The 24,780-nt window shown below is 73.8% G+C and carries 11 protein-coding genes; 6 read left to right on the top strand and 5 right to left on the bottom strand.

The genetic code is table 11. The annotated features are described in order from the left end of the window. Positions 1-336 precede the first annotated feature (336 nt). Positions 337-2,199: a cytochrome c oxidase assembly protein gene (locus tag ABZ860_RS22315; protein WP_357223040.1), complete on the top strand. Its 1,863-nt coding sequence runs from the start codon at positions 337-339 to the stop codon at positions 2,197-2,199. 47 nt (positions 2,200-2,246) lie between these two features. On the opposite strand, the gene ABZ860_RS22310 is transcribed toward ABZ860_RS22315, so the two are convergent. Continuing rightward, positions 2,247-3,965, bottom strand: coding sequence for a DEAD/DEAH box helicase (locus ABZ860_RS22310; RefSeq protein ID WP_357223556.1), 1,719 nt, complete (start codon positions 3,963-3,965; stop codon positions 2,247-2,249). 243 nt (positions 3,966-4,208) lie between these two features. Between ABZ860_RS22310 and ABZ860_RS22305 the strand changes: the two genes are divergently transcribed. Further along, positions 4,209-5,414: a monooxygenase gene (locus ABZ860_RS22305; RefSeq protein ID WP_357223037.1), complete on the top strand. Its 1,206-nt coding sequence runs from the start codon at positions 4,209-4,211 to the stop codon at positions 5,412-5,414. A 21-nt stretch (positions 5,415-5,435) separates the two neighbouring features. Then, positions 5,436-6,620 carry an MFS transporter gene (locus ABZ860_RS22300; RefSeq protein ID WP_357223034.1) on the top strand — a complete coding sequence of 395 codons (1,185 nt, stop codon included), beginning with the start codon at positions 5,436-5,438 and terminating at the stop codon, positions 6,618-6,620. On the opposite strand, the gene ABZ860_RS22295 is transcribed toward ABZ860_RS22300, so the two are convergent. Next, positions 6,587-7,393, bottom strand: coding sequence for an SAM-dependent methyltransferase (locus ABZ860_RS22295; RefSeq protein WP_357223031.1), 807 nt, complete (start codon positions 7,391-7,393; stop codon positions 6,587-6,589). The two genes, ABZ860_RS22300 and ABZ860_RS22295, sit on opposite strands and share 34 nt — an antisense overlap. A 122-nt stretch (positions 7,394-7,515) precedes the next feature. Between ABZ860_RS22295 and ABZ860_RS22290 the strand changes: the two genes are divergently transcribed. Next, complete coding sequence (locus tag ABZ860_RS22290; protein ID WP_357223028.1) at positions 7,516-8,838, top strand: MFS transporter; 1,323 nt, start codon at positions 7,516-7,518, stop codon at positions 8,836-8,838. On the opposite strand, the gene ABZ860_RS22285 is transcribed toward ABZ860_RS22290, so the two are convergent. From ABZ860_RS22285 to ABZ860_RS22275, 3 genes are all read right to left on the bottom strand, one after another. Continuing rightward, positions 8,741-10,204: an acyltransferase gene (locus ABZ860_RS22285; RefSeq protein ID WP_357223025.1), complete on the bottom strand. Its 1,464-nt coding sequence runs from the start codon at positions 10,202-10,204 to the stop codon at positions 8,741-8,743. The genes ABZ860_RS22290 and ABZ860_RS22285 overlap by 98 nt on opposite strands. 81 nt (positions 10,205-10,285) lie before the next feature. Continuing rightward, on the bottom strand, positions 10,286-12,940 hold the full coding sequence (locus tag ABZ860_RS22280) for an exo 1,3/1,4-beta-D-glucan glucohydrolase (protein WP_357223022.1): 2,655 nt from the start codon (positions 12,938-12,940) through the stop codon (positions 10,286-10,288). Between the two features lie 117 nt (positions 12,941-13,057). Then, positions 13,058-14,479 (bottom strand): carboxyl transferase domain-containing protein, encoded by a 1,422-nt coding sequence (locus ABZ860_RS22275; protein WP_357223019.1) that lies wholly within the window; start codon positions 14,477-14,479, stop codon positions 13,058-13,060. Between the two features lie 350 nt (positions 14,480-14,829). Between ABZ860_RS22275 and ABZ860_RS22270 the strand changes: the two genes are divergently transcribed. Both ABZ860_RS22270 and ABZ860_RS22265 read left to right on the top strand, forming a co-directional pair. Then, positions 14,830-22,908, top strand: a complete 8,079-nt coding sequence (locus ABZ860_RS22270) for a type I polyketide synthase (protein ID WP_357223016.1) — start codon at positions 14,830-14,832, stop codon at positions 22,906-22,908. A 28-nt stretch (positions 22,909-22,936) separates the two neighbouring features. After that, positions 22,937-24,780: type I polyketide synthase (locus ABZ860_RS22265; protein WP_357223013.1), on the top strand; the 1,844-nt coding region annotated here is incomplete at its 3' end.

Here is a 24,780-nt window from a genome sequence, read left to right as displayed (position 1 = left end):
CCACCGCCCTCGGGTGACTTCCGCAAGGAGGACATCTCCGCCGTCGAATTGTTAACGCTAACAACGCTGCGTAGAACCATCTGAAGGAAGACCTGGCCGTTCCGCGATGGCGCGGCGTCTCACGTCCGACCCCGTGAGACGGCGCGAACTCCCCCACGTCGTCCACCCCTGACAGGAGGAAAGAGACCGTGCCGGCACGTCGACGCTGACAAGGGGCCGTCGATCCCTTCCGCCGGACGCCGAGATGGCGCGGATCCTCTCGGGGGACTCCCCTGAGGACCGGCTCTTCGGTCATACTCGCAATCGATCAACGGTGCCGAGCCGAGGACGCCGACGATGACACCTCCCCAGCGCCACCGCGGCGTGGTCGTCCCCGCCGTCGCCGCGACGGCGTTCGCCGTGCTGGCGCTCGCCCTGTGGTTCGGCGGCGGCAGGCCGCCGCCGGCGATCCAGGGACTGCCGTCCCCCGGCGCGCTGACCACCTGGGGTCTGCCGGTCGCACGCCTCGTCCACGACGTCTGCGCCGCCGCGACGGTCGGGGTCCTGCTGGCGGCGGTCGTGCTGGCCCCCGCGCGCGGCCGGGACGTCGCGCGGGCGGCCGGAGCCTGGGCGCTCGGCTGGGCGGCGAGCGCGGCGGTCACCGAGGCGCTGACCCTGTCGGACTTCCTCGGGCTGCCCCCGGGCGACGCGCTGCGCTCCGGCGCGCTGCCCGCCTTCCTCTTCCACATCCCGCAGGGGCAGGCGTTCCTGACGGTGACGCTCGCGGCCCTGGCGATCGCCGCCGGATCGCTCCTGCCGAACGGGCCGCTGCTCCGGCTCACGCTGCTCGCGGTGGCGCTCCTCGCGGCGCTGCCCCCGGCGTACGTGGGCCACTCGGCCTCGGCCGCCGACCACAACCTCGCCGTCCTCAGCCTGATGGCGCACGTCGCCGCCGTCGTGCTGTGGACCGGCGGCCTGTACGCCCTGGTGGCGCACCTGCGCGCCGCGCCCGGGCTCACCGTCGCCGTGCGCCGCTTCAGCACGCTCGCGCTGGGCTGCTTCGCCGCCGTCGGGGCGTCCGGCGCGCTCAACGCCTGGGTGAGGCTCGGCTCGCTGCCCCTGCTCTGGCAGTCGAGGTACGGCCTGCTCGTGCTGGCCAAGATCGTCGCGCTGGCGGTGCTCGGCTGGTTCGGGTGGCGGCACCGGCGCAGGACCATCGAGGCGATGGACTCCGGCGGGGCCCGCGCGCCGTTCCTCCGCCTCGCCTGCGGCGAGATCGCGGTGATGGTCGGCACGCTGGGACTGGCCGTGGCGCTGGGACGCACGCCCCCGCCGCCCACGGAGACCGCCGTGCACCAGCACGACGCGCTGGGATACGCCCTGCCTCCTCTCACCCCGGGCGCGCTCGTCACCGAGGTGCGGCCCGACCCGATCGCGCTGCTCCTGCTCGCCGCCGCCCTCGCCGCGTACCTGTCCGGCGTACGGCGGGTGTCGCGCGCTCCGGGGGACGGCGAGGGGTGGCCGGCCGGGCGGACCGCCTCCTGGCTGGCCGGTCTGGCCGTGCTCGGGTACGCCACCTCGGGAGGAGTGGCGGCGTACGCGCCCGCGCTGTTCTCGGCGCACGCGGCGCAGTACGCGCTGCTCGGCGCGGTGGCCCCCGTGCTGCTCGCGTTCGGCGCCCCGCTGACGCTGTGGCGACGGGTCCGTCCGGACGCGGATCCCACCGCCGGTCCCGCCGGCCGCGCGCTGTCCCATCCGGTGACGGCGCTGGCTCTGTACGCGCTGCCGTATCCGGCGCTGTATCTGACCGGCCTGTTCGGCTACGCCCAGCCGAGCCTCGCCCTGCGGCTGGCCGCGCAGACGGTGGTGACGCTCACCGCGGTGCTGTTCGTCGCGGTGGTCGTCGGCGCGGACCCGCTCCCGCGCGCGATCCGGCCGCAGGTCCGCGCCTGGATGCTCGCCGGGGCGATCACCGTGGGCGCGTGGACCGGCCTGGTGGTGCTCGCGGGGCCGCCGCAGGCGCCGGTATGGTACGCGGCGCTCGGGTTGCCGTGGGCGCCGGACCGGGCGGCCGACCAGCGGCTGGGGGCGCTGCTCGGCGCCGGCGTGACCATCGCCGTCCTCACGGGCCTGCTCGCGCTGCTGCTCGCCCGCTGGCGCGCGGCGCGGCGCAGGACCGCCGCGGCCGCCCGCTCGCGGAGGTCGGTGGGCGCCCGCTGACGGCAGGCCGCGATCGCTCCCCGCGCCGCGGCGCCCGTCCGAAAAGGTCAGCGGCGGCCGCGGGGGGCGCCGTCGCGGTCCCTGCGCACGATCGGCTTCTTGCCCTTGATCGTGGTGCGGCGCAGCGCCGAGACCACCTCGTCCACGGCGGCGTCCGGGATCTCGACCAGGGTGAACCGGTCGGCGATCTCGATGGCCCCGATCTCGCGCCCGCTGACCCGGGTCTCCCCGGTGATCGCGCCGACGATGTCCTGGGGACGCACGCCCGCGCTGCGGCCCGCGCCGACGAAGACGCGGCTCATCGCACCGCCCGCGCGCCGCCCGCGCCGGTCGTCGCGGCCGTACCTGTCGTCGCGCGGCCCGCGCTCGGGCCGCTGCGGACGCGGCGTGACCTCGGGGATCTCCTCCTCGTCGGCGGCGGCGCCGGTGGACTCGTGGGCGAGCTTGACCGCCGCGAGCGCGATGTCGACCAGGTCGAACTCGTCGGCGAGCGTCTCGACCACCACCCGGAAGCGGTCGAGGTCGCCGTCCTCCATCAGGCTCTCCTGCAGGGCGGCCCTGGTCAGCTCCAGCCGCCGGGCGCGCAGGTCGGCGACCGTCGGCACCTTCTCGACCGCGATCCTGCTGCGGGTGACGCGCTCGATGGTCTTGAGCATGCGGTGCTCGCGCGGCTCGGCGAGCGTGATCGCGACGCCCTCGCGCCCGGCCCGGCCCACCCGGCCGATCCGGTGCACGTACGACTCGGGCGCCGACGGCACGTCGTAGTTGATGACGTGGGTGAGCTGCTCGATGTCGAGGCCGCGCGCGGCCACGTCGGTGGCGACGAGCAGGTCGGCGGTCCCGCTGCGCAGCCGGCCCATGACCCGGTCGCGCTGCTCCTGTCCCATGCCGCCGTGCAGGGCCTCGGCGCGGTAGCCACGGCCGTTCATGGTCTCGGTGAGGCTGTCGACCTCCTCACGGGTGCGGCAGAAGACGATGGCGGCGGTGGGGGCCTCCACGTCGAGCACCCGGCCCAGCGCGGCCGGCTTGTACGCGCGGCTCACGATGTAGGCGCTCTGCCGGATGAGCGGGGCCTCGCCGGCGGCGGGCGCCTCCCGCTCGATCCTGATCCGCACCGGCTCGCGCAGGTGGCGGCGGGCGATCCCGTCGATGCGCGGCGGCATGGTCGCGGAGAACAGCACGGTCTGCCGGTCCTCCGGAGTGTCCTGGAGGATCGCCTCGATGTCGTCGGCGAAGCCCATGTCGAGCATCTCGTCGGCCTCGTCGAGGACGACCATGCGCAGGCCCTTGAGCGGCAGCGTGCCCCTGCCGATGTGGTCGAGCGCCCGTCCCGGGGTGGCGACGACGACGTCCACGCCGCGCTCCAGCGCCCGCAGCTGCCGCCCGATCGGCTGGCCGCCGTAGATGGGCAGCACCCGCGTGCCGAGGTCGCGGCCGTAGCGGTGCATGGCCTCCGACACCTGCACGGCCAGCTCGCGGGTGGGCACGAGCACCAGCCCCGCGGGGTCGCCGCCGGCGGCCTCCATGGCCGCCGGGTGGAGGTCGCCGTGCAGCCGCTGGAGCATGGGCAGGGCGAACGCGGCCGTCTTGCCCGTGCCGGTGGCGGCCTGCCCGAGGAGGTCGCGACCCTCCAGCAACGGCGGGATGGCCTCCCGCTGGATCGGGGTGGGCTCCTCGTAGCCGAGACCGGACAAGGCCTTGAGGAGCTCGGGGCCCAGCCCCAGATCGGCGAATCCGGGTCCTTCGTCGGTCTCGTTCACGACCATGTCCTGCTCCTGGTCCTGCTCTTGGTCCCGGCCTGTGGCGGGGCGAATGTGCACGGGACGACCCTATGGTCTTTCCGCCCTTACCCCGAACGCCGCCCCCGGCACGCGGCGCGCTCCTCCCCCCGCTCGACACGGCGTACGCGTGTCCTTCCCTGGTCGGAGAGAGGTTTACATCCGAAGTAGGTCGACGTGACAGCGGCGGCAAGGGAGCGTGGAAAGGGTCCCCGAGGAGCAGGAGGCTCCATGGCAGGAAAGGCATGGTTCACCCGCAGGGCGGGCGGCGCGGCGGTCGCGCTCGCCGCCGTCCTCCTGGTCGCGTCGTGCGGCGACGCGGCACCCGGGCGCACCCTCGCGACGCCCACCGCACCGGCCGCCCAGACCGGCTCCGCAGGTCACGCCGGTCACGCGGGCCACGCCGCGGCGCAGCCGCCGCCGGCGGCGCCGCTGCGGGCGGGCGAACGGTTCATGACGCTGACGGTCCCGCAGCCCTACCGGCCCTCTGCGCCCTCGGGCGGCACCGACGAGTACCGCTGCTTCCTGGTCGATCCCGGGCTCACAGGGCCCGCGTTCCTGACCGGCAGCCAGTTCCTCCCGCAGAACCGCGACATCGTGCACCACGCGATCATCTTCCGGGTCGGCCCCAAGGAGGCTGAGGCGGCGCGCAGAACGGACGCCGCGACGCCGGGCGAGGGCTGGACCTGCTTCGGCGACGCCGGAATCGAGAACGGCGCGTGGGTCGGCTCCTGGGCCCCCGGGTCCGACGAGACCCTGCTGCGGCAGAAGGTCGGGTATCCCCTTCCCGCGGGCAGCCAGATGGTGCTGCAGATCCACTACAACCTGCTGGGCGGCGCGAGCGGCACGGACAGGTCCGGCATCCGGCTGCGGCTCGCCGACGGCGCGAGCGGCCTGGCCCCTCTGGCGACGGGGCTGATCGCGGGGCCGATCGAACTGCCCTGCACGGCCGAGGAGTCGGGGCCGTTGTGCGAGCGTGAGGCGGCCGTCGATGACGTGGCCCACCGGTTCGGCGAGCAGGCGCGCCACATGGTCGACGGCCTGACCCGGATGTGCGGGCGGGGCGAGCCCCCACGTCCGGGCCCGACGCAGCACTGCGACATGCCCGTCCGCAAGGACGCGACGCTGTACGCCGTCGCCGGGCACATGCACCTGCTCGGCCGCTCCATCCGGGTCGACCTCAACCCCGGCAAGCCGGGTGCGAGGACCCTGCTCGACATCCCCGCGTACAACTTCGACGACCAGGCGATCCGCCCGCTGGCCCGGCCGCTGGAGATCAAGGCCGGCGACACGCTCCGGGTGACCTGCACGCACGACGCGGGGCTGCGCGCCATGCTGCCCGCGCTGCACGGGTCGCCGCCCCGATACGTGGTCTGGGGCGAGGGAACCAGCGACGAGATGTGCCTGGGCCTGCTCGTGTGGTCGCCTCAGGCGTGACCCGGGGCATAACGTGTGATCGTGGATCTTCGGGAGCTGAGCCGGGCCAGGCTCGCGGTGTCGGTCACCTTCGCCCTGCACGGGGCGGTGACCGGCGGCTTCGCCTCCCGCATCCCGTGGATCCAGGACCACGTCGGGGCCGGGCCCGGCCAGCTCGGGCTCGCCCTGCTCGCGCCCGCGGTCGGCTCCATCCTCGCCATGCCGACCGCGGGGCGCCTCACGCACCGGTTCGGCGGGCGGACCGTCACCCGCGTCTCGATCGGCCTGTGGTGCCTGGTCCTCGTCCTGCCCCCGCTGGCGCCGAACCTGCCCCTGCTGTGCGCGGCGCTCATGCTGTACGGCGCGGTGGCCGGCATCGGCGACGTCGCGATGAACGCCCAGGGGGTGGTGGTCGAGCAGCGGCTCGGCCGTTCGATCATGTCCGGGCTGCACGGCATGTGGAGCGTGGGGACGCTCGCGGGCGGCGCGGTGGGCACGCTGGCGGCGAGCGCGGGCCTCGACGCCCGGCTCCACCTGGGCGGGGCCGCGGTCGTGCTGTTCCTCGCGGCCCTGGCCGTCGGCCCGCTGCTGCTCGACGTGCGGGCGGGCGAGGACGAGCCTGCCCCGCCCCATTTCGTGCTCCCGCCGCGCGAAGTGCTGCTCATCGGGCTGGTGGGCTTCTGCTCGGTGTTCGGCGAGGCCGCCGCCCAGGACTGGTGCGCGGTCTACCTCAGGCAGGTCGCGGGCGCGTCCCAGGCGGTGGGGGCCGCGGCGTACACGGCCTTCGCCTGCATGATGGCGGCGGGCCGGTTGTGCGGCGACGCGGTGGTGCGGCGGCTGGGGCCGGTGGCGACCGTGCGCGGCGGCGGGGCGCTGGCGGCGCTCGGCGGGCTGCTCGTCGTGGTCTCCCGGACCCCGGTGCCGGCGATCGCCGGGTTCATGTTGATCGGCGTGGGGATCGCGGTGGTCATCCCGCTGGTGTTCGCGGCGGCGGGCAACGCGGGGCCCTCACCGAGCGAGGGCGTCGCGGGCGCGGCCACGGTGAGCTACGCGTCGGGCTTCGTCGCGCCGAGCGCGATCGGCGGGATCGCCACGCTGGCCGGGCTGCCCGCCTCGTTCGCGCTGGTCACCGTGCTGCTGCTGGCGGTTCTGCTGGGTGCGGGCAGGCTCGCGCCCTCGCCCGGGAAGGCGCGTCAGGAGACGCGGCCGACCCCGCACAGGAAGTAGTTCTTCACCGTCAGCAGGCGCGGGTCGAACGCCTCGTGCTCGGGCCGCCACTGGTGCAGGTTGACCACGCCGGGCTCGACCAGGTCGAGCCCCTCGAAGAAGGGGATGATCTCGTCCGACTGCCTGGCCACGAACTGCGCGGACGCGCCCTGGTAGACCTGCTCGACGGCGGGCGCCCGCTCCGGCCGCTCGTCCACCGCGACGTGCGAGATGGCCAGGTAGCTGCCGGGTGCGAGCGCCTTGCGGATCTCCTCGAGCAGGCGGCGGGGCTCGTCGGAGTCGGGCAGGAAGTGGACGATCGCGAGCAGCAGCACGGCGACCGGCCGGTCGAGGTCCAGGTGGCCTCGCACCTCGGGATGGGACAGGATCTCCCCCGGCCGCCGCAGGTCGCCCTCCACGACCCGCACCTGCGGGCTGCCGGCGAGCAGCGCGCGGGCGTGCGCGAGCACCTGCTGGTCGTTGTCGACGTACACCGTCCTGGCGCCGGGCGCGTGCTCGGCCGCCACCTGGTGGACGTTGCGCTGGGTGGGCAGGCCCGCGCCGATGTCGAGGAACTGCCGGATGCCCTGGCCGGCGAGGAAGCGCACGGCGCGGACGAGGAACTCGCGGTTCTCCCTGATTCCGAGCGGGATCTCCGGCACGTGCCGCAGCACCTGCTCGGCCGCGGCCCGGTCGGCGGGGAAGTTGTCCTTGCCCCCGAGGAAGTAGTCGTACATCCGGGCCGCGTTGGGCACGTTCGGGTCGAAGCCGGGCCCCATCGTCGCCGGATCCATGACGCCTCCCCCTGATCGTCGCCGACGTGGGCGATCTTAGCCCGTCGCGCGCGAAGCACCGCATCCATAGAGGAACGCGACATTTCCCGAAGATCGACGCCGACCGATGTCATGATCGTTCCATGACACCCCTGCGCCGAGTGCTGGGCACCTACCTCGCCGACGGCGTCACCCGTGCCAACATGTGGGCCCTGCTGGCACTGGCGGCGGCCGGAACGGCGGTGATCTCCTTCCTGCCGTCGGCCCAGCCGCACATCCTCACCACGATCCTGGGGCTGCCCGAGTCGCGGCAGGGCACCGTCGTCGGCCTGCTCAACACGGCGGCCGAGCTCGCCATGGTCGCGAGCCTCGCGTGGTACGGCGCGCTGGCCGACCGGTTCGGGCGCCGCGTGATCGTGGTCTCCGGCCTGCTGCTGTGCGCCGCCGGCACCGCGATGTTCCCGTTCGCGACCGACACGGCCGTGCTGGCCGCGCTGCGGGTGGTGTTCGGCCTGGGCGTCGCGGCGATCAACGCGATGCTGTCGACGATCGCCGTCGACTACGTGCGCAGCAGGTCGCGCGGGGCGTCGTACGGGCTCGTCGGCTTCTTCGGCGGCCTCGGCGCGCTGGTCGCGGTGCTGGTCCTGGTGCGGCTGCCGCAGACGCTGGAGGCGGGCGGGATGGAGCCGGTGCAGGCGGCCCGCACGGCGTTCCTGCTGATCGCCGCGGGCATCGTGGTCACGGCGGGCCTGCTGTGGCTGACGCTGTCGCCGGTGCGGCCGGTCGCCGCCGAGCGCGTGCCGCTGGTCCGGCTGGTGCGCGAGGGCGTGGCCCTCGTCCGCGACCCGGGAGTGGCTCTCTCCTACGCGGCGTCGTTCGTGGCACGGGCCGACCTCGCCATCGTGGTCGCCTTCATGTCGTTGTGGATCAAGAACTACGGGACCGAGCACGGCGGGCTGTCGGGCGCGGAGGCGCTGGCCAAGGCGGGCGCCGTGGTGGGCGTCTCGCAGATGGTCGCGCTGCTGTGCGCGCCGCTGTTCGGCTGGCTGGGCGACCGGATGCGGCGCCAGGATCTGGTCGTCCTGGCGCAGGTCGTCGCCGCCCTCGCCTACCTGTCGACGCTGCTCGTCTCCGATCCCCTCGGCCCGGGGATGATGCTGGTCGCCGTGCTGATCGGGGTGGGTGAGATCGCCGCCATCACCACGGCGGGCCCGCTGCTCGCGCAGCAGGCGCCGGCGGCCGTGCGGGGCTCGGCGTTCGGCGTCCACACGCTCTGCGGCGCGGCCGGGGTGATGGTCATCTCGGCGCTGGGCGGGGCGTTGTTCGACGCGTGGCGCCCCGCCGGGCCGTTCGTGGTGGCCGGTGTCTTCAGCCTGGCGGTCGCGTGCTTCGGCCTGGCCGTACGGCGGCGGGTGAGGGCCAGGGCCGAGGCCGACGTCGCCGGGGAGGCCGTCCCGGCGGCCTGACGCCGGCGGGGCCCGTCGCGAAGGATCCCGTCGCGAAGGATCCCGTCGCCAAGGATCCCTTCGCCAAGGATCCCTTCGCGAAGGATATGGAGCGCGCCCGGCGGGACAGGTGACGGCCGAGGGACTGGGCCGGGCGCTCGACGGCGCGGTAGGTCAGCGCGGAGCAGGCGAGCACCACCGCGAGCAGCAGGACGGCCATGGCCAGGCGTTCGGGGAGGGAGAAGCGGCCCGGGTCCGCCGTCAGCCGCCGGAGCACCTGCACGGCGAGGGGATGCAGCAGGTAGACGGAGTAACTGATCAGGCCGAGCCCCACGAGGGCGCGGGGCATCGGCCGGTGCCGCAGGAGACGGGCGGCCAGGAAGGTGACCCATGCCGCGGCGACGGCCGTGGACCATCCCCGGGTGAACGCCAGCGCCTGGTCACCGGGCATGCCCCAGCCGGGGCCGAAGGCCCACGCGGCGCCGATGGACGCGACCGGCACGCACGCCAGCGCCCACCCGCTCGTCTTGCGGCGCGGTTGTCCCTGGTCGAGCCGGTAGAGCACGGTGCCGGCGAACATCGTGGCGAGGATGGCGAGGCTCTGCCACGCCCCGATCCGGCTGTTGGCGCCGAGCAGCACCAGAGCCAGCACGGCCGCCGCGGCGGTGCCGCAGACGCGCAGCCGCCCGCGGCATGCCAGCGACGCGGCCGCCGCGAGCAGCACGACCGCCGTGATCCCCACGACCTGGGCGGTGCCGGCGCCGCGCGACAGAGCGCCCGCCGGAAGCAGTCCGCCCACGGTGAGGGCCGCCGCGGCGAAGGCGAGCATGCCGGTGGCGCCGGCGCGGTGCACGCCCGCCACGAACATCGCCGTCACGAGCAGGTAGAAGACCATCTCGTACGACAGCGTCCAGAACACGTTGACGACGCTGACCACCTGCAGGAGGTCCTGCAGCATCGTCAGGTGCGCCAGGGCCGAGATGCCCGGGTGGTCGGCCAGCTGACCCGGCAGCGTCGCGTAGACGCCCTCCACGCCGAACACCGTCCCGGCCGCCGCGGCGACGAACCACAGGGGATACAGGCGGAAGACCCGGTTGATCCAGAACCCGCCGACGCTGCCGCGGCGTTCCAGCGAGACCGGCACCACGTAGCCGCTGACGAGGAAGAACACGAGCACGCCGTACTGGCCGAAGTTGAACCACTGGCCCGCGCCCGCCCGCACCTCGGGAAACAGCGCGTCCAGGGAGTGTTCGAACACCACGACGAGCGCGGCCAGGCCGCGTAACGCGTCCAGCCATCCCTGCCGCGGCGCCGGCGGCTGCGGCCGCGCCGGTGACGCCTCCTCCCTGACACCGCTCCGGCTCGTTTCCACAACATCGACGAACATCCGGTCAGGGTAGGAGGTCAGCCTGGGAGAATCATGAGCGCCCCCCGAACGCCGCCGCGCGCAGAGGGCGCTCACGTGCCTTTATGTCAGGTCCGCGCAGCTTCGCGCGTCGGCGTCCTCGGCCGCGCCCGGCACCCACCGGACGTTCGCGAAGGAGGCCGAGAACGCGCCGTCCGTGTACACGAGGAACGGCGTGTTGACGTTCTCGAAGTCCAGGTTCGGCGCGAAGCAGGACAGCGGGATCTTGACCGTCGCCTTGGCGCCCACGGGCAGTTTCTGGAACAGCGACGTCGCCACGACCTCCGCCAGGCACGGGTAGACGCAGTGCGCGCTGATCACCGTGCGGGCCGCCGGAGGCTGGTGGACGATCGTGTCGAAGACCAGTGCCGCGTCGGCGTTCAGGTAACCGCGCAGGTCGCTGCCGCCCGCGGGGTCCTGCATGTAGATCTGCGCCGCCCCGGCGCCGTTCCAGGTCGCCTTCAGCCCGTCGCCCTGCACGTTGACGTCCGACGGGGCGACGGCGATCTCCGAGTGCGCCGCCTCGCCGTCCACGCCGATCTCGGTGCCGCCCCAGTTCTCGGCCGAGCCGATGTAGCTCTTGTACGGCGCCACGTCCTGGCGGTTGTAGATCTCCAGGTCCTCGGTGGCGGTGCCGCCGCCGCCCGTGCCGCCGCAGCCGAACTCCGGCGAGGTCTCGTCGAGCGTGCCGACCGCCCCGGTCTGCCCGTAGCGCAGGCCGTAGCCGAGGGGGAAGAGCGGGTCGTAGCCCTCCTCGCCCGAATTCAGAGGGGTCTGGCAGGCGCTCCTCGGCCACGAGTACGACAGCGTGCCCGTGTAGCCGGGGCCGCTGTTGCGGCTCCTGACCAGCAGGTCGGCCACGCCGCCGCCCTCGGTGCCGGGGAGCCAGGCGGCCACGAACGCGTCCGACCGGTTGAGCTCCTTGTTCACGTGCAGCGGGCGGCCGGCGACGTAGACGGTCACCACCGGCGTGCCCTTGCCGGCGACCTTGTCGAGCACCGCGAGGTCGCCGGGGTAGAGCTTGGCGGCCTCCAGCGAGCGCCGCCCGAGGTCGCCCACGCCCTCGGCGTACGGCGTCTCGCCGATCACGGCGATCACCGCGTCGTACCGGCTGGGATCCACGCCGTCGGCCGTCTCGCTGAAGGTCACGTGGTCCGCGCCGAGGACCTCGCGCAGGCCGCCCAGGATGGTCGTGCCGTTCGGGAAGTCGGCGTCGGTGTTGCCGGTGCCCTGCCAGGTGAGGGTCCAGCCGCCGGTCTGGTTCTGCATGCTGTCGGCGCTCTTGCCGACCACCAGCACCGTGGATCGGGGGGAGAGCGGGAGGACCTTGCGGTTGTTCTTCAGCAGGACCTGCGACTCCCGCACCGCCTTCCTGGCCAGCGCCCGCGCCTGGAGGGCCCTCGCCGAGCCCGCGCCGGGGCGCGCGGAGGGCTTGGGCGCGCCGAACAGGCCCGCCCGCAGCTTCACCCGCAGGATGCGCGTCACGGCGTCGTCGATGCGGGACATCGGGATCTCCCCGGCCTCGACCTGCGCGATCGTGGTGGAGATGAACGCCTTCCAGTCGTTCGGCACCATCACCACGTCGATTCCGGCGTTGACGGCGCGGGCGCAGTTCGCGTTGGTGCAGCCGGCGACCTGGCCGATGCCGTTCCAGTCGGAGACGACGACGCCGTCGAAGCCCATCTTCTGCTTGAGCACCTCGGTGAGGAGCTTGCGGCTGCCGTGCACCTTGCCCTCGGTGATGCCGAGGTCCTCGTTGGTCCAGCTGTTGAAGGACGCCATGACGGTCTGCGCCCCGGCGGCGAGCGCGCCGTAGTAGCCCTGGCCGTGGATGTTGATCATGTCGGCCTCGGACGAGGGGTTGACCCCCTGGTCCTGTCCCTTCAGCGTGCCGCCGTCGCCGATGAAGTGCTTGGCCGTGGCGATCACGCCCCGGTCGCCCAGCCTGCGGGAGCCGCCGTCCTGCAGGCCGCGCACGACCTCGTAGCCGTACGCGCGGGTGATGCGCGGGTCCTCCGAGTAGCCCTCGTACGTGCGGCCCCAGCGGTCGTCCCTGACGACGGCGAGGGTGGGCGCGAAGGCCCAGTCCTGGCCGGTCGCGCGGACCTGTGCGGCGGTGGCGGCGCCGATGTCGCGCAGCAGGCAGGGATCGTGCGCGGCGCCGAGCCCGATGTTGTGCGGGAAGAGCGTCGCGCCGAACACGTTGTTGTTGCCGTGGACGGCGTCGATGCCCCAGATGACCGGGATCTTGGTGCGCGTGCTCACCGACGCCTGCCAGTACGCGTCGGCGAGGGCGAGCCAGTCCTGCGGGGAGGCGTGCTTGTCGCGGCCCGGCCATGACCCGCCGCCGTTGAGCACCGAGCCGATGCCGTACTGTGCGACCTCCTCCGGAGTGATCGCGGAGATCTCCGGCTGGGTCATCTGGCCGACCTTCTCGGCCAGGGTCATCCCCGCGACGATTTTGGCGATGCGCTTCTCGTCGGCCGGGTTCCGCCCGACGTCGCTTCTGACCGCAGGCCAGTCGGGCAGCGTGGGCAGGCGCTTCTCGATACGCGCGCAGCCGTGGTCCGTGTCCGGTCTGCCGACCACCGGGGGCTTGCCTGGGGGCTTCCCCGACGCCTCGCCGGGGGTCGCCGCCGCCACGGCGCCCGGCAGCAGGGCGAGGCCGGCCAGGGCCGCGAGGACGCGCCGGGGCGATCGGGTGATGACTCTGCGCATGAACGTCCGTTCTCGAGGGGCCACGAGGACCAGATCGGGTGTTACGGGCGTGTTGCGCAGATCGTCACCCCGTAAGTCCCATCGGTCAAGAAAGCGCTCTCCCCGCGTTCGGAAGGGTCAGAGCGGGATGTTGTTGTGCGCTCCCCGCCTGGCCGGCGCCGCGGCGAGCGCCTCGGCGAGCCGCCGCCGGGTCGTCCGCGGCTCGATCACCTCGTCCACGACCCGGAGGTCGAGCGCCCGGCCGACGCCGCCGGACAGTTCCTCGTGTTCCCGCACCAGTTCGGCGCGCAGCCGCTCCCTGTCCTCCTCGGAGGCGGCCGCGGCGAGGCGCCGGCGGTGCAGGATCCCCACCGCCGCCTCGGCCCCCATGACCGCCACCTCCGCTCCCGGCCAGGCGAAGACGGCGGTCGCCCCGAGCGAGCGGGAGTTCATGGCGATGTAGGCGCCGCCGTAGGACTTGCGGACGACCACCGTCACCCGGGGCACGGTCGCCTCCGCGAAGGCGTGCAGCAGCTTCGCCCCCCGGCGGACCACGCCGCCCCACTCCTGGCCGACGCCGGGGAGGTAGCCGGGGACGTCCGCCAGCACGACCAGCGGAACCCCGTGGGCGTCGCACATCCGGACGAATCTGGCGGCCTTCTCCGCCGACAGAGCATCGAGGCAGCCGCCCTTGCGGAGCGGGTTGTTCGCCACGACGCCGACCGTGTGCCCGGCGAGGCGGCCGAGCCCGACGACGATGTTCGGCGCCCAGCGCGCCTGGATCTCGACGAACGCCTCGCCGTCGTCGAGCAGCGCGCGGATGACCGGGCGGATGTCGTACGCGCGGCGGGCCGACTCGGGCAGCAGAGCGGCCGGGTCGCGGTCGTCGGCCAGGCCGTCCATGGCGTACCCGCCGGTGTCTGCCAGGAGGCCGGTGACCGTGCGGGCGCGCCGGTAGGCGTCGTCCTCGTCCCCGGCGACCACGTGCACCACGCCGGAGCGGCGGCCATGCGCGTCGGCGCCGCCGAGCCCCTCCATGTCGATCTCCTCGCCCGTCACGCTGCGGACCACGTCGGGGCCGGTGACGAACACCCGGCCCAGGTCGGACATGACGATCAGGTCGGTGAGGGCCGGTCCGTACGCCGCCGCGCCGGCCGCCGGGCCCACGATGACGGAGATCTGCGGCACCCGTCCCGAGGCGCGGATGTTCGCCTCGAAGACCAGGCCGGCGCCGTGCATCGACTCCACGCCGTCGGCGAGACGGGCCCCTCCGCAGTGCCACACCCCGATCACCGGCACCCGGCGCCGCAGCGCCTCGTCCACCCCGGCGACGATGTGCCGGGCCCCTGCCAGCCCCAGGGCCCCGCCCATGACCGTCGCGTCGGTGCAGAAGGCGACCACCGGGCAGCCGTGGACGCGCCCGGTGACCGCGAGCACGCCGCTCGCGTCCTCCGCGTGCAGCGGCGTCATCGAGTCCGCGTCGAGCAGGCGCCCGAGCCGGGCGACGGGCCTGCGGACGTCGCGGCTCTCCCGCGCCGCCACCGCCTCGGCAACAGTCATGGATCCACCCCCATCGATGTGCGTGCGCTCGCGTTTCTCCGAAAACGGTAGACAGACCGCATCCCCCGGGTCCAATTACGATTTCCGATGGAAATAGATAAAGAAATACTTATGAATGGCCCGATATCCCGTGATCGGTGTCACAGTTGACTATTTCACGAATTCCATGCAAATGTCGATTGGGCCGGCCGGGCCGGGGCGCGGGCTCCGGAACGAGAAGCGCGGGCACGGCGAAACCGCGCCGCCGATGCTCACGCGCGCTTTTTGAGAAGGCCGCCGGGCGGGCCGGGCTGTTCCAATCTCCGTTTCGGCCGTGGAAAGGGGGCAGCCCGGGCCGCGCCGCCTTTCACGTGAAAGGAAGCGGCGAATACGGCGGGTCCGGCCACGCGTACGCGGACGAGAAGCACGACGAGAAACACGGGCACGACGCGAGGGGGCGGATGTTCACCATGGACGAGATGGTCGGCTACGGCGAGGACGCGATCGCGGTGGTCGGGCTCGCCTGCCGGCTGCCGGGGGCGCCACATCCGCGGGACCTGTGGGAACTGCTGCGCGCCGGGCGCGACGCGGTCGGCCCGCCTCCGGAGAGCCGCCTGGCGGACGAGCCCCGGCTCGCCGGCCTGCGGGGCGGTTTCCTGGACCGGGTCGACGAGTTCGACGCGGGGTTCTTCGGCGTCTCGCCGAAGGAGGCGGCGGCGATGGACCCCCAGCAGCGGCTGACGCTGGAACTCGCCTGGGAGGCGCTGGAGGACGCCGGCATCCGGCCCGCCGACCTCGCGGGCACGTCGGCGGGCGTGGTCATCGGGGCGATGGCCGCCGACTACGCCACGCTCGTCTACCAGCGGGGAGAGGCGGCCATCACCCGCCATACCCTCGCCGGGCTCACCCGCGGCATCCTGGCCAACCGCGTCTCGTACGCGCTGGACCTGCACGGCCCGAGCCTCACGGTCGACACCGCTCAGTCGTCCGCGCTGGTGGCCGTGCATCTGGCCAGTGAGAGCCTGCGCTCGGGCGAGGCGGCCGTCGCGCTCGCGGGCGGAGTGAATCTCAACCTGGTCCCGGAAAGCACGGCGACCGCCGATCGGTTCGGCGGCCTGTCCCCCGACGGGCGGTGCTTCACCTTCGACGCCCGGGCGAACGGCTACGCCCGCGGGGAGGGCGGCGGGATCGTCGTGCTGAAGCCGCTGCGGCAGGCACTGGCCGACGAGGACCACGTCTACGCGGTCATCCTGGGCAGCGCGATCAACAACGACGGCGCGACCCCCGGTCTCACCGTCCCCGGCGCGGCCGCTCAGGAGCAGGTCGTACGGCTGGCCGTGGAGAGGGCCGGCGTCGACCCCGCGGCCGTGCAGTTCGTCGAGCTGCACGGCACCGGCACCAGGGTCGGCGACCCGATCGAGGCGGCGGCCCTCGGCGCCGTGCTCGGCGCGGCCCGGCCCGCGACGCGGCCCCTCCTGGTCGGGTCGGTGAAGACGAACGTCGGCCACCTGGAGGGAGCGGCCGGCATCGCCGGGCTGCTCAAGGCCGTGCTCAGCATTCATCATCGGGAGGTGCCGGCCAGCCTGAACTACGAGGCGCCGAACCCCGGCATCGACCTCGACGCCCTCAACCTGCGGGTCGTCACGGAGCTCTCCTCCTGGCCGCGCCCGGACGCGCCGCTGGTCGCGGGGGTCAGCTCGTTCGGCGTCGGTGGAGCGAACTGTCACGTGGTCCTCGCCGAGCCGCCGCCGCGACCCGCGGCCCCCGAGCCGGAAGCGCCGCGCCGTACGGAGCGGCGGACGGCTGGGGCGGAGGTCGGCACCGGCACCGGCCCGGCCGGGGACGGCGAGGCCGCCGGCTCCGATGGGAGTGGCCCGGCGGCCGTCCCTCTCGTTCTGTCGGCTCGCGACCCGGCCGCGCTGCGGGAGCAGGCCGCCCGGCTGAGCGCTTCGGCCGCCCTCGACGCGAACCCCTCCGACGTCGCACTGTCGCTGGCCACCGGCCGGGCCGCGTTCGAACACCGGGCTGTCGTGGTGGGCACGGACCGCGAGGACCTGCGGGAACGGCTGCGCGCGTTCGGTTCGGGCGACCTGGCGTCCGGGGCGGTGCAGGGCAGGGCGCGCGACCTCGGCGGCACCGTGCTCGTCTTCCCCGGTCAGGGCAGCCAGTGGGCGGGCATGGGCCGGGACCTGGCCGACGCCTCCCCCGTCTTCGCCCGGCACCTGGATGAGGCCGCCGACGCCCTCCGCCCCCACGTGGACTGGTCACCCCGGGACGTGCTGTGGAACCTGCCCGGCGCGGAGTCGTTCGAGCGGGTGGACGTCGTGCAGCCCGCGTTGTTCGCCCTCATGGTGGCGCTCGCCCGGCTGTGGGAGCACTTCGGCGTCCGCCCCGACGCCGTCATCGGCCATTCCCAAGGTGAGATCGCCGCCGCGCACGTCGCGGGCGCCCTGTCGCTTGAGGACGCCGCCGCGATCGTGGTCCTGCGCAGCCAGGCGCTCGCCGCGATATCGGGTCGCGGCGGGATGGCCTCGGTGCCGCTGCCGCGTCCCGTGGTGGAGGCGCGGGTGGCCGAATGGGCGGGGCGGCTGGAGATCGGCGCCGTCAACGGCCCCTCGGTCACCGTCGTCTCCGGTGACGCGGACGCGCTGGACGAGCTGATCGCCCGATACGAGGCCGAGGGCGTCGGGGTGCGGCGCGTACGCATCGACTACGCCTCGCACTCGGCGCACGCGGAAGCCGTACGGGACCGCCTCCTGGCCTCCCTGCCGGGGCATCCGGCTCGGCGAAGCGGCGTGGCCTTCTACTCCGGGCTGACCGGCGGGCGGCTCGACACCGCGGAGCTGGACGCGGACTACTGGTACCGCAACCTGCGGCACACCGTGCGGTTCGACCGGGCCGTCGAGGCCGCGCTGTGTGACGGTCACACCGTGTTCGTGGAGGCCAGTCCGCACCCGATCCTGGTTCCGGGCGTCCGGGAGATCCTGGACGCCGCCGACGACGCCGCGCCGGACCTCGGGCGTGTGGTCACCGGAACACTGCGCCGCGGCAGGGGTGACCTGGGCGAGTTCCTCCGGGCGCTCGGCACGCTCCACGCCGGCGGCGGCCACGTCGACTGGAGCCGGGCCCTATGGCCCGGCGCGCGGCGCGTCCCCCTGCCCACCTATCCCTTCCAGCGCCGCCGGCACTGGATCGACGCCCCCGTCGTGCCCAGGGAGCCGAGCGAACAGCGGGCACAGAGCGGGCGGGAGACACAGAACGAGCCGGAGGCGCAGCGTCGGCGGGAGACATCTCCCGGGTCGGTGGTCGCGCGGAGCGAGCAGGCGTCGCTCGACCTCGTCCTGTCCGCCACGGCGGCCGTCCTGGGGCACGCGGACGCGCGGAGCGTCGCGCCGCATCTTTCCTTCAAGGACCTGGGGCTCGACTCGCTGGGCGTGGTGGAGCTGCGGGACGCCCTGGCCGCGGCGACCGGTCTGACGGTTCCCGCGACCGTCACGTTCGAGCACCCCTCGCCCCTCGCGCTGGCCCGCCACCTGCTCGCCCTGTCCGAGGGCGGCACCACCGCCGCTCCCGCGGCGCCTCCGGCCCCGGCCTCCGGGGAGCGGGCGGCCGACGAGCCGATCGCGGTGGTCGCCATGGCCGGTCGGTATCCCGGAGCCGACAGCCCGGAAAGGCTCTGGGAGCTCGTGCTCGACGGCGCCGACGCCGTCACCGCCTTCCCCGCCAACCGGGGCTGGGACGTGGATGCGTTGTACGACCCCGCCGCGACGCGGCCCGGCACATCCGTCACCGGTGAAGGAGGCTTCCTCCACGACGCCGACCGCTTCGACGCGGAGTTCTTCGGCATCAGCCCCCGCGAGGCGGCGGCCATGGACCCGCAGCAGCGTCTCCTGCTGGAGGTGGCGTGGGAGGCCTTCGAACGGGCCGGCGTCGTGCCGGGGTCGCTGGCGGGCAGCCGCACCGGCGTGTTCGTCGGCATGATGCCCCAGGACTACGGCCCCCGTTTGCACGAGACCGCCGAGGGGTCCGAGGGCTACGCCCTCACGGGCACGGCGGCCGCCGTCGCCTCGGGGCGGATCGCCTACACCTTCGGGCTGGAGGGCCCGGCGGTGACGGTGGACACCGCCTGCTCGTCGTCGCTGGTCGCACTGCATCTCGCCGTACGGTCGCTGCGGTCGGGCGAGTCGGACCTGGCCCTGGCGGGCGGGGTGACGGTGATGTCGTCGCCCGGCATGTTCACCGAGTTCTCCCGGCAGGGCGGGCTCGCGCCGGACGGGCGGTGCAAGGCGTTCTCCTCGTCGGCGGACGGCACCGGCTGGGCCGAGGGCGTGGGCCTGCTGCTGGTCGAACGCCTGTCCGACGCACGCAGGAACGGCCACCGGGTGCTGGCGGTCATCCGCGGCACCGCCGTCAACCAGGACGGCGCCTCCAACGGCCTCACCGCGCCCAACGGGCTGTCGCAGCAGCGGGTGATCCGCCAGGCCCTGGCGGACGCCGGACTCACCCCGGACCAGGTGGACGCGGTCGAGGCGCACGGCACGGGCACGACGCTCGGCGACCCCGTCGAGGCGCGGGCGCTGCTGGCGGCCTACGGTCAGGACCGCCCCGCCGACCGGCCGCTGTGGCTCGGCTCGCTGAAGTCCAACATCGGCCACACCCAGGCCGCGGCGGGCGTCGGCGGCGTCATGAAGATGGTGCTGGCGATGCGGCACGGCGTGCTGCCGAAGACGCTGCACGCCGACGATGCGTCCCCGTACGTCGACTGGTCGGCGGGCCTGTCGCTGCTGACCGAGCCCGTGCCCTGGCCGGAGACCGGCCGCCCGAGACGCGCGGGCGTGTCGTCCTTCGGGATCAGCGGCACCAACGCCCACGTCATCGTGGAGCAGGCGCCCGACCAGGGCGGCGCCCCTCAGGCGTCTCATGCCGTCTCTCGGGGCGGTCCGCCGGCCCGGGACAGCGGAGGCTCGCCCACCGTCGCGTCGGACGGTCTTCAGAAGGTGCCGGACCCACGGGGTTCGGTTCCGGTGGTGCCGTGGGTGCTCTCGGCGCGGTCCCCGGAGGCGCTGCGCGCTCAGGCCGCACGGCTCGCGCATCATCTGGACCGGCACCCCGAACTGGACGCGGTCGACGTCGGCTACTCCCTGGCCACCACCCGCACCCACTTCGACCACCGCGCCGTCGTCACCGGCACCACCCGACAAGAACTACTGGACCGCACCCGCGCCCTCGCCGACGCGGCAACGCCGAACGGAGTGGTCACGGGTGTGGCGCGGCCGGGCGGAGTCGCGTTCGTCTTCACCGGGCAAGGCAGCCAGCGCGCCGGCATGGGACGCGGTCTGTATGCCGCCTACCCCGCCTTCGCCACCGCCTTCGACCACACCATCGACCTGCTGGACGAGCAGTTGGCCGGGCACACCCCCGTGCCGCTGCGCCAGGTGCTGCTCGGCGACGCCGACCCCCGCCTGCTCGACCAGACCCTCTACACCCAGCCCGCCCTGTTCGCCCTGCAAACCGCCCTCACCCACCTACTGGCCACCTGGGGCATCACCCCCACCGCCGTCGCCGGACACTCCATCGGCGCCATCGCCGCCGCCCACACCGCCGGCATCCTCACCCTCCCCCACGCCGCGGCCCTCGTCGCCACCCGCGCCCGCCTCATGCACACCCTCCCCCCAGGCGGCGCCATGACCGCCATCAACGCAACAGAGACCCAGATCACCCCTCACCTGACCGACGCCGTCACCATCGCCGCCCTCAACACCCCCACCTCCACCGTCATCTCCGGCGACACCGAGGCGGTCACCCAACTCAGCGAACACTTCCGGGACAAGGGGCACAAGGTCCGGCCGCTGACCGTCAGCCACGCCTTCCACTCCCCCCACATGGACCCCATCCTCGAGGACTTCGAGCAGGCGATCAGCGGCCTGACCTACGCATCCCCGGCCATCGACTACGTCTCCGACCTGACCGGGCAACCCGCAACCTCCGGGATCGACGCCGCCTACTGGACCCGCCACCTGCGCAACCCCGTCCGCTTCGCCGACGCCACCCGAACACTCCACAACCAGGGCGCCGCCACCTTCATCGAGATCGGCCCCGACGCCATCCTCACCGCCCTCATCCGCGACACCCTCGACCAACAGCAGGACATCGTCGCCGTCCCCGTGCTCCGCCGCGACCGCCCCGAACCCCACACCGTCGTCACCGCCGCCGCCCACGCCCACACCCACGGCACCCCCACCGACTGGACCACCCTCCACGGCCAAGCCACCACCGTCGACCTACCCACCTACGCCTTCCAGCGACGCAGGCACTGGGTCAGCCCGCCGAAGTCCGGCCAGGCCGGGCCGTACGACGACGGGAAGGCGCGTTTCTGGGACATCGTCGGCCGCGGTGACCTCGACGCTCTGGTCGGCACCCTGGGCAGGGAAGCCGAGCGCGTACGACGGTCGCTCGGGGAGGCCCTGCCGGTCCTGGCCTCGTGGCACGCCGCCCGGGACGCACGGGCCACGCTCGATTCGTGGCGCTACCGCGTCGTCTGGCGGCCGGTGGAGGAGCCCGCGCTCCGGTCCGGGGGCCGCTGGCTGATGGTCCATACGACGTGGGAGACGGCCGCGGCCTGGGCGGAGGCCCTGCGGCGCGTGCTTGAGGAGCGCGGCGCCGAAGTGGCGGAGGCCGTCGTCGGCGAAACGGCCGACCGGAATGCCCTGGTGGCGTCGCTCGCCTCCGTACGGACCGGTGGGCGCTTCACCGGTGTCGTGTCGCTGCTCGGCCTGGACGGCGCCCCTTATGAGGGCCAGGACGTCGCGCTGCTGCAGGCGCTGGACGCGGCGGGGATCGATGGCCCGCTCTGGCTCACGACGACCGGCGCGGTCGCGGCGGCGCCGTCCGACCGGGTGCCGAATCCTGCCGGGGGCCTCGCGTGGGGCCTGGGCGGAGTGATCGCCGCCGAGAGGCCCGAGCGATGGGCCGGGATCGTGGACCTTCCGCCGCTGCACGCATCGCGGCCTGACGGGCGGAGCGCCGCACACGCGGTGAGCGCGCTGACGGGTGGACACGGCGAGTCGGAACTCGCGGTGCGCGCCTCGGGACTTCTCGCGCGCAGACTGGTCCCCGCACCGAGCCGGAAGGCGGCACCCGCGGAGTGGACGCCGGCGGGGACCGTGCTCATCACGGGCGGCACGGGCGCGCTCGGTGCTCATGTGGCCCGGAGGCTGGCCCGGCGCGGGGTCCCGCACCTGCTGCTGGTCAGCCGGAGGGGGCTCGACGCTCCCGGGGCGGAAGACCTGCGCGCCGAACTCACCGGGCTGGGCACCGGGGTGACGGTCGCCGCGTGCGACGTTTCCGACAGAGACGACCTCACCGCCGCGCTCGCTGCCGTGCCGCCGGAGCATCCGCTGACCGCCGTGGTCCACACCGCCGCCGTACTGGACGACGGCCTGCTCGGATCGCTCACGCCGGAGCGGCTGGCCGCGGTGAACCGGGTGAAGGCGGGCGGCGCGCTCGCCCTGCACGAGCTGACCCGGGAGCTTCCGCTGACGGCGTTCGTGCTGTTCTCGTCGATCACCGGGCTGATCGGCAACCCGGGCCAGGGCAACTACGCGCCGGGCAACTCCTTCCTGGACGCTCTTGCCGAGCACCGCCGGTCGCTCGGCCTGCCCGCCACCTCCATCGCCTGGGGGCACTGGGACGGCGACGGCATCGCAGGCGAGGAGGCCCGGCAGGGGCTGCGGCGAAGCGGCTACCCGTCCATGGCCCCCGATCTCGCGGTGTCGGCGCTGGAAGAGGCGGTGACCGAGGGGGAGACCCGGCTGGTCGTCGCCCGCGCGGATTGGACGACGGTGCTCGCCGTACGACCTCGCTCCCTGCTCGCCGAGTTGCCCGAGGCACGCGCGGCGCTGCGCGGCGCGGCGTCGGAGACCTCCGGCGGCGAGCCGGATCTCCTCGCCCGGCTGACGGGGCTGCCGGAGCCCGAGCGACGGCAGACGCTGCGCGCGCTGGTCCGCGCCGAGATCGCCGACGTGCTCGGGTACGGCTCGGCGGCCGAAGTGGACGACGACCGGGGCTTCCGCGACCAGGGGTTCACCTCGCTGTCGGCCGTCGAACTGCGCAACCGCCTCAACCGGCTGACGGGGACGGCGCTGCCGAGCACGCTCGTGTTCGACTATCCGACGCCGGCGGGGCTCGTGGACCACCTGCTCCACGTGCTGCTGCCCGACGCCGAGCCGCCCGTCGCCGCGGTGCTCGCGAAACTCGACGAGCTGGAGGCGCTGCTCGGCGAGGCGGTCTCCCCGTCCGACCGGGAGGCCGCGATGAACCGGCTGCGGCGCCTGACGGAGATTCTCGGCGACGACTCGCCGGACGAGCGTCCCACGGCGACCGCCGACCTGTCCTCGGCCTCCGACGACGAGCTCATCGAATTCATCAGCAACGAGCTCGGCATCTCCTGACCTTGTCCCATCGCCCCACCCCGTGCCCATGGAAGGCGGACCTGTGAGCGACGACCAGATCCGGCGTCTCCTCCGACGCGTGACGGAGGAACTGCACAAGACCCGCGAGGAACTGCGGGACGTCCGGGACGAGCAACGCGAGCCGATCGCGATCGTGGGGATGGGCTGCCGCCTGCCCGGCGGGGTGAGCTCCCCCGAAGACCTGTGGGACCTGGTCGCCGAGGGCCGCGACGCCGTCTCCGAGTTCCCCGCCGACCGCGGCTGGGACCTCGACGCCCTGTACGACCCCGACCCCGACCACCCCGGCACCTCCTACACCCGACACGGCGGCTTCCTCGACGACGTCGCCGGATTCGACGCCGACTTCTTCGGCATCTCCCGCCGCGAAGCCCTCGCCAGCGACCCCCAGCAACGCCTCCTGCTCGAAGTCGCCTGGGAAACCCTCGAACGCGCCGGCATCGACCCCGCCACCCTCAAAGGCAGCCGTACGGGGGTCTTCACGGGCACCAACGGTCAGGACTACGCCAAGTCATCGGGCCCCGCGCCCGAGGAGGTCGAGGGTTACCTGATCACGGGCACCGCGGCCAGCGTGCTGTCGGGGCGGATCGCCTACACCTTCGGGTTCGAGGGCCCGGCGGTGACGGTGGACACCGCCTGCTCGTCGTCGCTGGTCGCCCTGCATCTCGCCGTACGGTCGCTGCGGTCGGGCGAGTCGGACCTGGCCCTCGCCGGCGGAGTCACACTCATGACGTCGCCGAGCACGTTCGTCGAGTTCTCCCGGCAGCGCGGGCTGTCCCCGGACGGGCGGTGCAAGGCGTTCTCCTCGTCGGCGGACGGCACCGGCTGGGCCGAGGGCGTGGGCCTGCTGCTGGTCGAACGCCTGTCCGACGCCCGGCGCCTCGGCCACCGGGTGCTGGCGGTCATCCGCGGCACCGCCGTCAACCAGGACGGCGCCTCCAACGGCCTGACCGCACCCAACGGCCCCTCACAACAACGCGTCATCACCCACGCCCTCGACAACGCCGGACTCACCCCTGCAGACGTGGACGCCGTCGAAGCCCACGGCACCGGCACCACCCTCGGCGACCCCATCGAAGCCCAAGCCCTGCTGGCCACCTACGGCCAGGACCGGCCCGCCGACCGGCCGCTGTGGCTCGGCTCCCTCAAATCCAACATCGGCCACGCCCAAGCCGCCGCCGGCGTCGCCGGCGTCATCAAAACCGTCCACGCCATCCGCAACGCAGTGCTGCCCCAAACCCTCCACATCGACCAGCCCACCCCCCACATCGACTGGACCACCGGCGCCATCCGCCTCCTCACCGAACAGCGCCCCTGGCCCGACCACGGCCACCCCCGCCGCGCCGCCGTCTCCGCCTTCGGCGTCAGCGGAACCAACGCCCACGTCATCATCGAACAAGCCCCAGAACCGCCCGAGCACGAATCGCACGAGCGCCGTCCGCTGCCGGTGGTGCCGTGGGTGCTCTCGGCGCGGTCGCCGGAGGCGCTGCGTGCTCAGGCCGCACGGCTCGCGCATCATCTGGACCGGCACCCCGAACTGGATGCGGTCGACGTCGGCTACTCCCTGGCCACCACCCGCACCCACTTCGACCACCGCGCCGTCGTCACCGGCACCACCCGGCAAGAACTACTGGACCGCACCCGCACCCTCGCCGACGGCACACCCACCAGCGGAATCGTGACCGGGGTGGCCCGGCCAGGCGGAGTCGCGTTCGTCTTCACCGGGCAAGGCAGCCAACGCGCCGGCATGGGACGCGGCCTGTATGCCGCCTACCCCGCCTTCGCCACCGCCTTCGACCACACCATCGACCTGCTGGACGAGCAGTTGGCCGGGCACACCCCCGTGCCGCTGCG

Source organism: Microbispora sp. NPDC046973 (genome assembly GCF_040644495.1).
Taxonomy (GTDB): Bacteria; Actinomycetota; Actinomycetes; order Streptosporangiales; family Streptosporangiaceae; genus Microbispora.
Note: the sequence above shows the minus strand (reverse complement) of the source record. Positions and strands in the feature narration are given on the sequence as shown.

Bases quoted from the DNA above. Each gene is read 5' to 3' on its own strand.
- ABZ860_RS22315 (WP_357223040.1), top strand. From the start codon at position 337: ATGACACCTCCCCAGCGCCACCGCGGCGTGGTCGTCCCCGCCGTCGCC.
- ABZ860_RS22310 (WP_357223556.1), bottom strand. From the start codon at position 3,965: ATGGTCGTGAACGAGACCGACGAAGGACCCGGATTCGCCGATCTGGGG.
- ABZ860_RS22305 (WP_357223037.1), top strand. From the start codon at position 4,209: ATGGCAGGAAAGGCATGGTTCACCCGCAGGGCGGGCGGCGCGGCGGTC.
- ABZ860_RS22295 (WP_357223031.1), bottom strand. From the start codon at position 7,393: ATGGATCCGGCGACGATGGGGCCCGGCTTCGACCCGAACGTGCCCAAC.
- ABZ860_RS22290 (WP_357223028.1), top strand. From the start codon at position 7,516: ATGACACCCCTGCGCCGAGTGCTGGGCACCTACCTCGCCGACGGCGTC.
- ABZ860_RS22285 (WP_357223025.1), bottom strand. From the start codon at position 10,204: ATGTTCGTCGATGTTGTGGAAACGAGCCGGAGCGGTGTCAGGGAGGAG.
- ABZ860_RS22280 (WP_357223022.1), bottom strand. From the start codon at position 12,940: ATGCGCAGAGTCATCACCCGATCGCCCCGGCGCGTCCTCGCGGCCCTG.
- ABZ860_RS22275 (WP_357223019.1), bottom strand. From the start codon at position 14,479: ATGACTGTTGCCGAGGCGGTGGCGGCGCGGGAGAGCCGCGACGTCCGC.